This is a genomic window from Hyphomicrobium album, assembly GCF_009708035.1.
In the GTDB taxonomy this organism is placed as follows: domain Bacteria; phylum Pseudomonadota; class Alphaproteobacteria; order Rhizobiales; family Hyphomicrobiaceae; genus Hyphomicrobium_A; species Hyphomicrobium_A album.
Window position 1 is genome coordinate 736,895 of the sequence record NZ_WMBQ01000002.1, and the last position, 12,463, is coordinate 749,357.

9 protein-coding genes are annotated in these 12,463 nt (G+C 64.3%); 5 read left to right on the forward strand and 4 right to left on the reverse strand.

The window, feature by feature from the left end; translation table 11 throughout:
- Nucleotides 1-15: 15 nt before the first annotated feature.
- The 4 genes from GIW81_RS15695 to GIW81_RS15710 all read left to right on the forward strand — a co-directional run bounded on the left by GIW81_RS15695 (nucleotide 16) and on the right by GIW81_RS15710 (nucleotide 5,536).
- Complete coding sequence (locus GIW81_RS15695; RefSeq protein WP_154740284.1) at nucleotides 16-447, forward strand: c-type cytochrome; 432 nt, start codon at nucleotides 16-18, stop codon at nucleotides 445-447.
- Nucleotides 448-575: 128 nt separating this feature from the next.
- Nucleotides 576-1,640, forward strand: coding sequence for an HlyD family secretion protein (locus tag GIW81_RS15700; protein WP_407658201.1), 1,065 nt, complete (start codon nucleotides 576-578; stop codon nucleotides 1,638-1,640).
- Complete coding sequence (rbbA, locus tag GIW81_RS15705; RefSeq protein ID WP_324615067.1) at nucleotides 1,637-4,402, forward strand: ribosome-associated ATPase/putative transporter RbbA; 2,766 nt, start codon at nucleotides 1,637-1,639, stop codon at nucleotides 4,400-4,402. Before GIW81_RS15700 ends, rbbA begins: the two co-directional genes overlap by 4 nt.
- Nucleotides 4,403-4,405: 3 nt before the next feature.
- The gene (locus GIW81_RS15710) at nucleotides 4,406-5,536 is read left to right on the forward strand and encodes an ABC transporter permease (protein ID WP_154740285.1); all 1,131 of its coding nucleotides are present in this window, start codon (nucleotides 4,406-4,408) and stop codon (nucleotides 5,534-5,536) included.
- A 141-nt stretch (nucleotides 5,537-5,677) separates the two neighbouring features.
- On the opposite strand, the gene GIW81_RS15715 is transcribed toward GIW81_RS15710, so the two are convergent.
- From GIW81_RS15715 to GIW81_RS15725, 3 genes are read right to left on the reverse strand one after another with little or no spacing between them, the layout of a single operon-like run.
- A complete protein-coding gene (locus tag GIW81_RS15715) occupies nucleotides 5,678-6,523 on the reverse strand; it encodes a universal stress protein (RefSeq protein WP_210251949.1) in 846 nt (281 codons plus the stop codon).
- A 23-nt stretch (nucleotides 6,524-6,546) separates the two neighbouring features.
- Complete coding sequence (locus GIW81_RS15720; RefSeq protein ID WP_154740287.1) at nucleotides 6,547-6,993, reverse strand: host attachment protein; 447 nt, start codon at nucleotides 6,991-6,993, stop codon at nucleotides 6,547-6,549.
- A 40-nt stretch (nucleotides 6,994-7,033) separates the two neighbouring features.
- On the reverse strand, nucleotides 7,034-7,483 hold the full coding sequence (locus tag GIW81_RS15725) for a universal stress protein (RefSeq protein WP_229309353.1): 450 nt from the start codon (nucleotides 7,481-7,483) through the stop codon (nucleotides 7,034-7,036).
- 329 nt (nucleotides 7,484-7,812) lie between these two features.
- On the opposite strand from GIW81_RS15725, the gene GIW81_RS15730 reads away from it, so the two are divergent.
- Nucleotides 7,813-8,760 carry a chitosanase gene (locus GIW81_RS15730; RefSeq protein ID WP_210251950.1) on the forward strand — a complete coding sequence of 316 codons (948 nt, stop codon included), beginning with the start codon at nucleotides 7,813-7,815 and terminating at the stop codon, nucleotides 8,758-8,760.
- Between the two features lie 6 nt (nucleotides 8,761-8,766).
- Here the strand turns inward: GIW81_RS15730 and GIW81_RS15735 are convergent, their stop codons facing one another.
- Nucleotides 8,767-12,195, reverse strand: coding sequence for a polysaccharide deacetylase family protein (locus GIW81_RS15735; RefSeq protein ID WP_154740289.1), 3,429 nt, complete (start codon nucleotides 12,193-12,195; stop codon nucleotides 8,767-8,769).
- Between the last annotated feature and the right edge of the window lie 268 nt (nucleotides 12,196-12,463).

A 12,463-nucleotide genomic window follows, 5' to 3' on the forward strand; every position in this document is an offset into this window, starting at 1 on the left:
GATCAGGAGGAGCGAATGAATCTCGAAAGGCTCACAGTGCGCTCGGCAAACTGCTCGCTACTTCTTCTCCTGGTCTGTGCGAGTACGCAGCTCGCCGCGGCCGAGGGAAGGACGCGGGCTGCGGTATTCAACGACGGCAAGCAGGAGTTCGAGGAGAACTGCATCGCCTGTCATGGTCGGGACGGCACTGGAAAGGGCGAGCTTGGCGTTAAGCTCGTGAAGCCGCCAAAGGACCTCACCGCCATTGCCAAAGCCAATGGCGGCGAATTCCCCTTCTGGCGCGTCTTCGACATCGTCGCCGGCGATACCGACGTGCCGGGGCATGAAACATTTCACATGCCACTTTACTCGCAACGCATGCGCAGTCAGGAGGCCGCCGGTCTTCCGCCGGCGCATGTGCGGGTGCTTGAGCTCACGCACTATCTCGAGAGCATCCAGCATGAGTGATCGCGCAACTGCGGCTCAATCCGCGTGAGGGCACTGCATGTGTGCTTGAGGGACGTGGACTCGTGCGCTAGTTAAGGAGTGCAACGCGTGTTGGACCGTTCGTTTTCGGCCCGCAGGGCGACGCGGCAATGCTGAGCTCGCTTCTGCGCCTACCGCTGCAATGGAAAGTGCCGATGCCGGGCAGGCAGCCGAACGACCCATCCGGATCGCGCCCAAACGTCAAGCCGTTGCTCGCGCTTGGCCTCGCCGCGCTCCTGCTCGTGGGCGGCGGCTACGTCGCCTGGCGCACGCTATCCACACCCAGCCTGCCGGCCGGTATCGCCAAGGCCAACGGGCGTATCGAGGCCGAGCGCGTCGACGTGGCGACCAAGCTCGCCGGGCGCCTGAAGCAGGTGCTCGTCAAGGAGGGTGACAGCGTGACCATCGGGCAGACGCTCGCCCTGATGGATACCGCGGAACTCGAGGCCCAGCTCAACGACGCCAAGGCAACGGCCCGACAGGCCGAGCGTCAGCTCGACCAGGCCATCGCACTCCTGGCGCAGCGCAAGAGCGAGCTCACACTTTCTGAGCAGGAGCTCGATCGCGCCGAAAAGTTGGCCGCCAAGGGATACACGTCCAAGCAGGTAGTCGAGCAGCGTACGTCCGTGAAGCTTACGGCCGTAGCCGCGGTCAACAGCGCTCAAGCCCAGATCGACGTGGCAAAGGCGAGCATCGAATCGGCGACGGCGCGGGTCGCCCGCATCCAGACCTATCTCGACGATAGCGTACTCACCGCGCCGCGGTCCGGGCGCGTGCAATATCGGCTCGCGCTGCCGGGCGAAGTTCTGGCCGCCGGCGGCAAGGTCCTCACCCTGCTCGACGTGACCGACGTCTACATGACCGTCTTCCTGCCGACGAGCGAGGCCGGCCGCTTGCCGATCGGCGCCGAGGCGCGCATCATTTTCGATGCGGCGCCCCAGTATGTCGTGCCGGCCTCGGTGTCGTTCGTCGCCACCGAAGCCCAGTTCACGCCCAAGTACGTGGAGACGCAAAGCGAGCGAGAGAAGCTGATGTTCCGCGTGAAGGTGCAGCTTCCGCCCGACGTGCTGGAAAAGTACGTTGCCTGGGTGAAGACCGGCGTGCCGGGCATCGCCTTCATACGGCTTTCGCCGAAGGTGCAATGGCCTGAGAATCTCGCCGTTGCACTGCCGTGAAAGCTTTTGGCGCCCCGCTTCCTGTTGCAGAACTCCGCTCGGTGACCCATCGCTACGGACGATCGGTTGCGCTCGACAACGTCTCCATCGAGATACCCGCAGGGCGCATGGTGGGTCTTATCGGGCCGGACGGCGTCGGCAAATCCACCGTTCAGGCACTGATTGCCGGCGTGCGCCAGATTCAGTCGGGGCGGGTGATCGTGCTCGGGGGCGACATGAGCAGCACGCGCCACCGCAACGACGTCTGCGCCCGCATCGCCTACATGCCGCAGGGTCTTGGTCGCAATCTCTATCCGACTTTGTCCGTCTACGAAAACGTCGACTTCTTCGGGCGGCTATATGCACAGGAGGAGGAGGAGCGGCGCGCGCGTATCCAAGAGCTGCTGCGCTCCACCGAACTCGAGGCATTCGCCGATCGGGCGGCCGGCAAGCTGTCTGGGGGCATGAAACAAAAGCTTGCGCTGTGCTGCGCGCTGATCCACGACCCGGATCTTCTGGTGCTCGACGAGCCGACCACCGGCGTCGACCCGCTGTCGCGCAGGCGGTTCTGGGAGCTGATCGAGCGCATCCGCGAGCGCCGCGACGGCATGAGCGTCATCACCGCCACCGCCTATATGGAGGAGGCGGAGCAGTTCCAGTCGCTGATTGCCATGGACGACGGGCGCGTCGTTGCCACCGGTACGGCTGCCGATCTCAAGAACATGACCGGCCGCGACACTCTCGAGGCGGCCTTCATCGAGCTCCTGCCCGAGGAAAAGCGCGCGGGGCACACGCAACTCGTCTTCGTTCCCCGCACGCGCAGCGGCGGCGCGCCGGCCATTGAGGCCAACAATCTAACCAAGCGCTTTGGCAGCTTCACGGCCGTGGATCGCGTCAACATCCGCATCGACCAGGGGGAGATCTTCGGGTTCCTCGGCTCCAACGGATGCGGAAAATCGACGACCATGAAGCTGCTGACGGGGCTGTTGCAGCCGAGCGCAGGTTCCGCTCGCCTCTTTGGGCGCCCGGTCGACGCCCGCGACCTGGAGACGCGCAAGCGCGTCGGCTACATGTCGCAGTCGTTCTCGCTCTACACGGAGCTGACGGTGCGGCAGAACCTCGAGCTGCATGCACGCCTCTTCGAGGTTCCGTCCGACGCGGTCGGTGCGCGTGTGGAGGAGATGCTGGCGCGCTTCGGGCTCGCCGCGGTCGCCGGCGCCATGCCCCTGTTGCTGTCGCTCGGCATGCGCCAGCGGCTGCAGCTCGCCGTGGCCGTCATCCACAGCCCGGACATGCTCATCCTCGACGAGCCGACGTCGGGCGTCGATCCTGTCGCCCGGGACAACTTCTGGGAGCTGCTCATCGAGTTGTCGCGCCGGGACGGCGTCACCATCTTCATTTCCACGCACTTCGTGAACGAGGCCGAACGCTGCGACCGCGTCTCGCTCATGCACGCGGGCCGCATTCTCGCGATTGGTGAGCCGAGCGAGTTGCGGAATGCGCGCGGGGCAGCGACGCTCTCCGATGCTTTCATCGACTATCTCGAGGTCGCCGACGGGAAGGAGGACGCGGCGGAGGAGGGCGCGATCGAGGCTGTCGCGGCCGGGCAATTCGCGTCGCCAGTGGCTGGGATCATAAACAGCCAACGGCGCCCTTGGTTCAGCCCCGCCCGCATATGGGCATTCGCGCGACGCGAAACTCTGGAGCTGGTTCGTGACCCCATACGCATCACGTTTGCCCTGCTAGGACCGGTCGTTCTTCTGCTCGCGATGGCGTACGGCATCTCGTTCGATCTCGAGAACGTGCGCTACTCCGTGCTCGACCGCGATCAATCCCAGGAAAGCGCCACACTGCAGGAGAGTTTCTCCGCGTCGCGCTACTTTCAGCAGCGGGCACCCCTGCGCAGCGAGGGCGAAATCGATGCGCGGCTCAGATCGGGCGACATCAAGGTAGCGATCGCCATACCGCCCGAATTCGGTCGCGATCTGTTGCGCGAGCGCGCGCCGGAAGTCGGCGTTTGGCTCGATGGCTCCGATACCTTCAGGGCCGAAACGGCACGCGGCTATGTGCAGGGGGTGATCAACACCTACCTGCAAGACCTGGCGCGCCGCGAGACGGGCTCAGTTCCCAATCTCAGCCCGGCCGATATCGAGACGCGCTTCCGCTACAACCAGGCCTTCCTCAGCATCTACGCAATATCTCCGGGTGTCTTGATGATGCTCATCATCATGTTCTGCACCATGCTGACGGCGCTGGGGATCGTACGCGAGAAGGAGCTCGGCTCGATCACCAACCTCTATGCAGCACCCGCCAGCAAGCTCGAGTTTTTGCTCGGTAAGCAGTTGCCGTATGTCGGCATTGGCCTCGTTAGCTTCGTCGTGTTGGTGCTTGTCATCGTCTTTGGGTTCCGCGTGCCGATGACCGGCAGCTTCGCAGCATTGGCTCTGGGAGCGGTTCTGTTCGCCGGCGCAGCGACCGCCTTCGGGCTCGTCATATCCACATTCGTGCGATCGCAAATCGCCGCCATCTTCGGCTCGGCTATCATCGTATCGATCCCCACGGTGAACTTCTCCGGCATGATGTACCCCGTCTCGACGCTCGAAGGCGGCGCGCGCGTGATCGGAACGCTATTCCCTTCCCTCTATTTCCAGCGCATCAGCACCGGCGTCTTCAACAAGGGACTCGGTCTCGCTGAGCTCTACGCAAACCATTTGATACTCGCGCTGTTCTGCGTCGTATTCCTAGCGGTCGCAGCGCTGCTCTTGCGCAAGCAGGAGGCGTGAGGCATGCGCTCACTCGCTCACATCTACCGCCTGGGAGTGAAGGAGCTCTACAGCCTGCGGCACGACCCCGTGCTTGTGTTTCTCATTCTCTACACCTTCACCTTCGCGATCTACACGGTCGCGACCGGAGTGAAGACGGAGGTGCGCAATGCCTCCATCGCCTTCGTCGACGAGGACGGAACCGAGCTATCGCGACGTATGCGGGACGCGTTCCTGTGGCCTTACTTCAAGCCCGCCGCGCTGCTGCCCTCCACCGCCGATATCGACCGCGCGATGGACGCGGGCAAATATACCTTCGTCGTCGTGATACCCAGCCGCTTTCAGGCCGACCTCGTCGCCGGACGGCATCCGACCCTGCAACTCGACGTCGATGCCACGGCTATGACTTTGGCCGGCAACGGCACGACTTACATCACCACTATTCTGCAGAACGAAATTTCCGGTTTCGCGGCCCGCAGCGAAGGCGGGGCGGCGCTGCCGGTGAGCATTTCGGTGCGCTCCAAGTTCAATCCAAATCTGGAATCGAGCTGGTTCATGGCCGTCATGCAGATCGTCGGCAACATCACCATGCTGTCCCTCATCCTTTCGGGTGCGGCCGTGATCCGCGAGCGCGAGCATGGCACCATCGAGCATCTGCTCGTCATGCCGGTCACGCCGGCGGAGATCATGTTGGCCAAGATCTGGGCCAACGGCAGCGTCATCGTCGCGGCGGCGCTCTTATCGTTGGTCGTCGTCGTGCAGGGACTGCTCGCCGTCACCATCGCAGGCTCGATCATGCTGTTCTTGCTGGGCACGGCGCTGTTCCTATTCGCCATGAGCTCGCTCGGCATCGCGTTGGCCACGCTGGCGCGCTCCATGCCTCAGTTTGGGCTGCTGGCGATTCCATTTTTCGTGGTGATGAACATGCTTTCCGGGGGTGTTACGCCGCAGGAAGGCATGCCGGCATTCCTGCGCATGCTAATGCAGGCATCACCGTCGACGCATTTCACCAGCTTCTCGCAGGCTGTGCTCTACCGCGGCGCCGGTGTCGACGTCGTCTGGCCACAGCTCGCCGCCATGACGTTGATCGGCACGGTACTGTTCGTGGTGGCCGTCCGGCGCTTTCGCAACACGATGGCCGTGGGCCAGAGCTGAAGTAGGTGGCAAAGTTGATGACACTGACGTCAGCCACCTTGCCCCGTCCGTACCCAGAGACCAAATGGTAGCGGTCGGATCTGGCTCTTAGCCGTCCACCGAGCGCGATGCACTCGACGAGCGGCAGATGCTGGTTTCAACTTATGTTGCTAGGTGCGCTGGTACGAGCAGGACATCACAGCTTGCGGTGCCCATGACCCATTCGGTGACGCTACCAAATATCGCCCGGGAGCTGCCCGTCTGCCCGTGGGTTCCCATGACCACTAAACCCGGCTTGCGAGTCGCGATGAAGGCATCGATAGCGTCTTCGGGCCAACCATAAACGGCGAGCGGCTCTGCGGCGGAGGCCACCGCTCCTAGTGGTCCCATTTCGGTCGCTACTTCGGAGAGGAGTCCGTGAACCGCCAGGCGGCGCGTCTCGCCTGCAAGGTCGGTCATCGGTTCCGCCTTATGACGCACCTTTCCGTAGGCGCTGAGGACGGTAATGTGGGCTGTCGAAAACCACTCCAGAGCAACGCGCAGGGCGCGGCGCGAAGCCGGCGAGAAATCTACTGCAACCATCACGGAGTCGTATCGACCACCGTCCTCTCCGCGTGCGACGAGCACAGGACGCTGCCCAGCTCGCAAAAGTTTCCCCGCAGTCGTTCCAAGCAGGTCCTGGGCAAAGCTGCTTGGGCGGTGGGGACCGAGGACAATCAGATCTGCGGCATAGTCAATCGCGTCGCGTAAGATCTCTTCAAAGGTTCTTCCTTCTAGAACCGCGGTTGTGACCTTCGCGATTCCTTCCTCTCTCGCCCGCGCGGCATGCGCGGCCAGCTCCTCACGGGCGAACTTTTCCTGGGCCAGCTTGAGCTGCTCAGGAAAGTCTTCGGAACAGACGTAAACGAGCCGCAGGTCAGCGCCCGATCCCAGAGCCAATTGTATGCCGCGCCTCAACGCACGATGGCCGCGCGGTGTCCAGTCGACGGCGACGAGAATGCGCTGCAAGGCTCCGTGCGGCATGGCGCTGCTCAGATGATGATGGTTTCGGCAAGATGGTCGGCAACTTCTTTGGACGAAGCTTTGGTAAGATCCTTTGCCACTTCGCCGTGCAATAACGGCTGCAGCCGCTTTGACATGGCTTTGCGAAAGTCGCCAAGCATTTTAGGGGGCGCCACGACAACAAACCGATCGAATGCCCGTTCAGCCACGCTCTGGTCGAGCACTTGCGCCAGATGCTCGGTAAACTCGCGCTTGGCATCCTGGTGGGGATCGACCCTTGGCTCGATGGCGTGGCGGGCATGCCCGACGGACTCGTGAGTGCGGGGCAGGCTATCCCTTACCATATCGCTAGTGCGCGGGTGCTCGGCGGTAAGCTCGCGCCCCGAAAGCTCAAGGCCCTTACCAGGGCCTCGATTGACGAAGATTCTGGCCCTCGCCCCATCAGCCACAACAATCCACGTGATGGTCGGCTTCATGCTCGTGCTCCTTCTCTGCAATGGCCGCTTACAGCGGCTATCACCGGCAAATGAGTACCGGAAGTTTCGTTCTCACAAGAACTTCTTGAGCCTGACTTCCCATGACGAAACGCGCGATCCCCCGGCGGCCATGGGAGGACATAATGATCAAGTCGCATCCACACGCATCGGCGGCTTCAAGAATGCCGTCCGCGGGGTAATTGTTCGGTACGTGGCGGACGGCGCACGCAACGCCGACATCGGCAGCTCTCTGCGCCGCGGCGTCTAAAATTGTCGCGGCGCGGGCCGCGCAGGCGTCATTGTATTTGACCCAGAAGGGCTCTTTCGTGAGCTCAGGGGGAAAATCGGTTGCCCAAGGCTCTGTGACATAGACCACCGTAACTGTAGCGCCCAGGTGCTTGGCCAAGGTCACGCCAGTCGATACCGATTTGTCGCCCAGAGCCGAACCATCCGTGGCAATCAAAATATTCCGGTACATGGCTTCATCCATAGAGAGAGGCCGGCGACGTTGTTGCGCCGGCTCCCCGACTCGTCAGCATCCGTGGCGACGTAGGCAACGGGCAAAGCGCCAGGTGCCAAGCCCCCACCGCCATGCGCACTTGTCGCTCCATGCATTGCAGCGGTTAAAGCCCGCGTGCTGCACAAGATTGGCCTGCAAGATTGGCAATTTAGCCGCCTGCAGCGCTTGGGCTTCGCCGATTGGTCCAAAGAACGGCATCGACACTGCGAGTAAAGCGGCGGTAACGACTGAATTGCGGGGCATATCTCTTTCTCCTTGCTAGAGACACGCCTACATTGCCGTCTTTGAATATGCCCGCCTTGATCTGGATCACCCATCTGGGCCTGATGGATCAGGCACGCACCGACCTCGAGGCCGTAGAGGGCGACATGACGAACACGCGCCGGGAGTTTCTCAGCTTGGCAGGCCGCTATTGCGCATCGTCGGCGCTCATCGCTGCGGCGGGCCCGCTCGCCCATGCGGCGGGACCCGGGCACGAGACCGTCGACAAACCGCTCCCCCTTCCGTCGGAAGGCATGCCCATGCCGCAGACCAGCGCCAGCAAACCCGACGCCAACCTCGTCCGGCGGATCAAGGCGATCTCCAACGTGTTCGAGGTCGGCGGAACCGAGCCGGACTACGCCTACGTCGAGAACCTGGGCGATGGACGCGGCTATACGGTCACCCAGTACGGGTTCTGCACCTATAACAGCGAGGTCTCGCAGGTCATCGATCGCTACGCGGCGCACGTACCCCAAACGCCGTTGAAGCGCTTCCTCGCGCAGTTGCCGCCGGTCAAATGGACGGACCAGGACCTGCGCGGTTTCGCGGCGGCGTGGCGCAGGGAGATCAAGGCATCGAAGTTCCTCGGCCAGGCGTGCGACGAGGAGGCTGACATTCTCTATCTGGGGCCGGCCGTCGAGGCGGCAGTGGCGGTGGGTGTCCGGTCACCGGTCGGCATATCGATTTTCTACGACACACTCTTGCAGCACGGGGGCAGCGGCGACCCGGATTCCCTGCCGACGATCATCAAGCGGACGCTCGAGGAGAACGGCGATGTCGACAGCAGCTCGGAAGCCGAGTTCCTGAGGACGTTTCTCGCCGTCCGCCACTCGGTGCTCGAGCATTCGCACAACCAGGAAACCCGCGACGTGTGGCGCGCCTCGGCGCGGCGCGTCGATGCCTTGCGCAAGCTGCTCGACGGCAATCCGGATCTCGTGCCGCCGATCAAGGTCACCAACGCCGACGTTGACGTCACGGTCCTTTAGTTCCATTCAAGGCGCGCGCGGCACCACGCTGTCGAGGTCGACCGTCGCCTTGCGATCGAGCTTGCCCCAGCCGACGAAGTGGCCCTTCGCCGCGTTCATCACCGACTTGGCGAGCACGTAGTAGAGCAGCTGCCGGTAGCCGAAGCGTTGCAGCGCCAGCCACCAGAGCAGCCGCCAGTTCTCCCGCTTCTCGAACATGAAGGCGACGACGGCCGTCATATAGTCGACCGCGATGAACACCGCGTAGTAGAACAGCGTGACCTTCAGGTGGGTGGCATCGTACTGACCGCCGTGCTGCAGGACGTCGGAGGTGACGGCGATCACCTGCACGATGAGCAGCAGGTCGACGAACGGCGACACCAGTCCGAGCAGGATCTGAAACAGCCACGCCTGCGGCAGGGCGACGAGACCGAGCGCGTGGTAGCGTGGGCGCAGCGTCACGTCCGCATGCTTCCACAGGCACTGCAGCGTGCCGAACGACCAGCGGAAGCGCTGCTTGGCGAGACCGGCGACGGTGTCCGGCGCCTCGGTCCAGGCCACCGCATCGGCATCGAAGATCGCCCGGTAGCCGGCCTTCTGCAGCGCGATCGTCAAATCCTGATCCTCGGCCAGCGTGTCGGTGGGGAAGCCGCCGAGCGCGAGGAGCGCCGACCGCCGCCAGGCGCCGACCGCGCCGGGTACGACGGTGATCGTGTCGAGCGCCGCCAGCGCGCGCCGCTCCAGGTTCTGCGCCGTGATGTATTCCAGCGCCTGCCAGCGGGTGATCAGGTTGATCCGGTTGCCGACCTTGGCATTGCCGGCAACCGCGCCGATCGACTTGTCACCGAACCAGCGTGCGAGACGCGCGATGGTGTCGGGCTCGAAGTGCGTGTCGGCGTCCAGCGCGACGACGATCTCGCCATGCGAGGCCGCGATGCCGGCGTTGACGGCGCGCGCCTTGCCGCCGTTGGGAAGGGTGAGAAGTTTCACGCGCGGATCGGATCCGAACCGGTCGCGCACGACCTCGCTGGTTCCGTCGGTCGAGCCGTCGTCGATGACGATCACTTCCAGATCGGCGTGGCCGCTTTCGAGGATGCGGGCCACCGACCCGGCGATGACCTTGGCTTCGTTGAAGGCGGGGATGAGAACCGAGACCGTGACGCCGTCGCTCGCCGACAGGGGCGGCGGGGGTACGGATTTATAATGCCCCCAGATTGCCAGGCCGCACAGCGCCGCGAGGCGTGCGAGGCCTAGACCGATCGCCAGCATGAACAGCCAGTGCAACGTCGCCTGCAGCCAGCTCGCGGTGATGAAGACGTACCAGTTGACGATGGCCGAGCGGTCGCCGGGGGGCACCGGCGGCATGACCTGATCGCGCGACCAGCCGGCCAGCTCCGAAACGGGGACGATGTCCAGCCCCTTGGCGCGCAGCCCGTCGATGATGCGCGGCAGCGCGGCGACGGTCCGGGCACGGTCGCCGCCGGCGTCGTGTAGCAGCACCACCTGGCCGTGGGTCTCGGGGTTGGTGTCGCCCATCCGGTCCATGATGCGTTTGACGATCTGGTCGGCCGGCGGCTCCATCCAGTCGTCGGGATCGACCCGCAAGCCGACCGTCACGTAGCCGAGCTGCTGCGCGATCTTCACCGCTTTGATCTCGTCCGGCGTGGTCGGCTCGGCGTCGCCGAAAAACGGCGGCCGGAAGAGACGCATCGAGCGGCCGGTGAGCGCTTCGACGAGGCGCTGCGTGGCGTTGAGCTCGAGTTTGGCGCCTTCACCGGACGCCTCGGCGATGTTCGGGTGGGTGAAGGTGTGGTTGCCGATTTCGTGGCCCTCGGCGAGGATCCGCTGCACGAGGCGCGGGTTGGTCTCGCCGTTCTCGCCGACGATGAAGAACGTCGCCTTGACGCCCTTCTGCTTGAGGATGTCGAGGATCTGCGGCGTCCAGTCGGCGCTCGGACCGTCGTCGAAGGTCAGCGCCACTTTGCCGGGCACCCAGCCGGAGCGGCGGATGACGTACGAGGTTGGGAGCTTGGTGAAGGTCTCCGACGTGATCAGGCGGCTCGCGGCGTCGGTCTCGAAGGTGCGCGCTCCGTCGGCCGGCTCGGCGGCGATGTCGAGGATCTCGCCCTCGCCTTCGATGTCGACGTCGCTGCCGGGGACGATCGTCTTGAGCGCGGTTGGGATAGGCGCATTGTAGGGCCGGCCGAACACCGACCAGATCGACGGATCCTCCGAGCCGAGACGCCAGAGCGCGTAGCCCTTGGGACGGAATACATCGGCGGCGCGGATCTGGTTCTGGGCGGTCACCGCGTCGAGGAACCAGACGTGATGCGTGCTGCCGTCATCCTCGAGGTAGTCGAAGTGCGGGTTCAGCGTCTTGTCGTCGAAGACGATGGGAGCTGCGGATTCCTTCGAAGCCAGCACCGCCTCCAGGAAGGTCATGTCGACGGCGGGCGGCTTGCCGGACCAGTCGTAGGCGTAGTTGCCGATGGCGACGATGGTCTTGGCCGGATCGAGCTCGCGCATGCGCCGGGTGAGCGTGTCGACGAACCACGGTTGCGAGGCGATGGGGCCGGGGGAGCCCTCCTCGAAGTGCTCGTCGTAGGCCATGAGGATCTGATAGTCGGTGGCCGCCGCGTAGCTGCGGTAGCTCCAGTCGGGATCGTCGAATGGCGCGGCGATGGCAGCCAGCCAGCCGTGTGGGGCGAAGGCGGCGCGCAGCTCGTGCAGGAAGGCGAGCATGTTGGCGTGGGCATCCTTCGGGACTTCCTCGAAATCGATCACGAGGCCCTGCGCAGCGTTGGCCGTCAGGAATGCGACGAGGCTGTCGATGCGCGCCTGGCGTTTGTCGGGATCGGCGAGCAGGCGGCCGAGACCGGGGCCGTCCCATTTGCCGTCGGTGGCGTTCTGCAGCATCGGCAGCACGCTGGGGCGCTGCTTCTGCTTGGCGAGCAACTCGACCGAGCGCTTGTCGACGCCGGTCTTCAATTCGAGATCGGGGCCGGTCAGCTCGAGCCAGCTCGGCACCACCCAATCGAGTTTCGGCAGCGCCGCTTGCAACGAGGCAAAGCTGCTGTCGTCCCAGGTGACGTAGAAGCCGATAGACAGGGGCCGGCTGCCGGTGCGCCCGTGCGCCGCGAGCAACTGCCGGGTCGTCGCCTTCGGCATGGTTGCGGTCTGTTCGGGAGCGCCGACGACGTTGGTGCGGGCGGCATCGGCGAGGCGCCGGGCAGCCGGGAGCAGCTCGCGGCGCTGGGCGATGTCATTCGCTGCGGCGACGGCGACGCGCTTGTGGGGCTGATCGATCGGCGGCGCGGATGCGCTCGGGAGAATGAGAAGGCTCGCCACGAAGAGGAGCAGCACCACCGTGCTGGCGACCGAGACGGTCCAGCCGAGATAGCCGAGGATCGCCGAGCGCCGCTTGGTGGGATCGAAGAAGATCGGGTGTCGCGTCAAAGGTGGACCTCAAGAGGTGTCGCGGGAGATGAAATGGTGCGGGCGCCGGCCGCGCGCCGAAGCCCGATCGGCAGCCATAGCAATGCTCGCCCGCGCCAAAAACATACTGTTCGGTAAGCCCATAGGAACGCGGGCTTATCCTTGAACACTTGTTAGCGATGCCGAACGACCGGCCGCAGCCGCGTTGCGGTTTTTGCAGGGCTACGACGCGGCAACCAACTTTGCTGCAGTGCGTTGCACCCTCCATCCCCCGCTATGGAGTGCCGTC